The organism is Stenotrophomonas sp. 2YAF22 (assembly GCF_052114665.1).
Lineage (GTDB): Bacteria > Pseudomonadota > Gammaproteobacteria > Xanthomonadales > Xanthomonadaceae > Stenotrophomonas > Stenotrophomonas indicatrix.
The window spans coordinates 1-1,659 of record NZ_JBFRFE010000779.1 but is presented as its reverse complement, the minus strand read 5'-3'; the positions used below and the strand labels follow the sequence as shown (position 1 = coordinate 1,659).

Here is a 1,659-nt window from a genome sequence, read left to right as displayed (position 1 = left end):
GTCCGGTGCGGCGGTGCAGGCTGCGCAGGCAGCGGTGGATGCCGCCCGCCTCAACCTGGAGTTCACCAAGGTGCGTGCGCCGATCGACGGCCGTGCCGGCCGGGCGATGGTCACCGCCGGCAACCTGGTCACCGCTGGCGACAGCGCCAGCGTGCTGACCACGCTGGTCTCGCTGGATACCGTGTTCGTGTACTTCGATGCCGACGAAAGCACCTTCCTGCGCTACGCGCAGATGGCGCGCAAGGGCGAGCGCCCGAGCGAGCGCGACAGCGAGCTGCCGGTGAAGATCGGCCTGTCCGGTGAAGAAGGCTACCCGCACTCGGGCAAGGTCGACTTCCTCGACAACCAGGTGACCCGCAGCACCGGCACCATCCGCGTCCGCGCGCTGCTGGACAACGCCGATCGCCAGTTCACCCCGGGCCTGTTCGCCCGCGTGCAGCTGCTCGGCAGCGGCCAGTTCCAGGCCATGCTGATCGACGACAAGGCCGTGCTGACCGACCAGGACCGCAAGTACGTCTATGTGGTCGACAAGGATGGCAAGGCCCAGCGCCGTGACATCCGCCTCGGCCGCACCGCCGAAGGCCTGCGCATCGTCGAGCAGGGCCTGGCCGCCGGTGACAAGGTGATCATCGATGGTGTGCAGAAGGTCTTCATGCCCGGTATGCCGGTGCAGGCGAAGGCGGTGGCGATGCAGCCCACCGCTGCGCCGGCGCCGGGTCGCGATGCAACTGCCGCACTGAACCACTGATCCGCCGGCTCCTGATCCGCGTCCCCGCTTAGCTGCCGGTGCCAGCGGCAGCCGTCACTGCCTTCGCCAGATTGGCGAGGGGCAGGGCGGCTGTTGCCCGCCGACGGCCTTTTCCAGGAATTCTTCCATGGACTTTTCCCGTTTCTTCATCGACAGGCCGATCTTCGCGGCGGTGCTGTCGATCGTGATCTTCGCCGCAGGCCTGATCTCGATTCCGATGCTGCCCATCGGTGAGTACCCCGAAGTGGTGCCGCCGTCGGTGGTCGTACGCACGGTCTACCCGGGCGCCAACCCGAAGGTGATCGCCGAAACCGTGGCCACCCCGCTGGAGGAGGCCATCAACGGCGTTGAGGGCATGATCTACCTCAAGTCGGTGGCCGGTTCCGACGGCGTGCTGCAGATGACCATCACCTTCCGCCCGGGCACCGACCCGGACGAAGCGGCGGTGAAGGTGCAGAACCGTGTTGCCCAGGCCCAGGCGCGACTGCCCGAGGACGTGCGCCGGCAAGGCGTGACCACCCAGAAGCAGTCACCCACCTTCCTGATGGTGGTGCACCTGACCTCGCCCAACGGCAAGTACGACACCCTGTACCTGCGCAACTACGCCCGCCTGCACGTCAAGGACGCGCTGGCACGTATCCAGGGCGTCGGCGACGCACAGATCTTCGGCGGTGGTGACTATGCCATGCGCGCCTGGCTGGACCCGGACAAGGTGGCTGCGCGCGGCCTGACCGCCAGTGACGTTGTGCGCGCCATGCGCGAGCAGAACGTGCAGGTCTCGGCCGGCCAGCTCGGCGCCGAGCCGATGCCCAACAGCCAGTTCCTGACCCTGATCAATGCCCAGGGCCGCCTGCGCAGCGAGCAGGAGTTCGGCGACATCGTGCTCAAGAGCGGCACCGACGGTGAAGTGG

The 1,659-nt window shown here is 67.6% G+C and carries 2 protein-coding genes; both read left to right on the top strand.

The genetic code is table 11. The features are described 5' to 3' along the window. Nucleotides 1-748, top strand: a 748-nt coding sequence (locus AB4Y84_RS21045; protein ID WP_442250859.1) for an efflux RND transporter periplasmic adaptor subunit, incomplete at its 5' end; no start/stop codon positions are given. 127 nt (nucleotides 749-875) lie between these two features. After that, nucleotides 876-1,659, top strand: a 784-nt coding sequence (locus AB4Y84_RS21040; RefSeq protein ID WP_442250858.1) for an efflux RND transporter permease subunit, incomplete at its 3' end; no start/stop codon positions are given.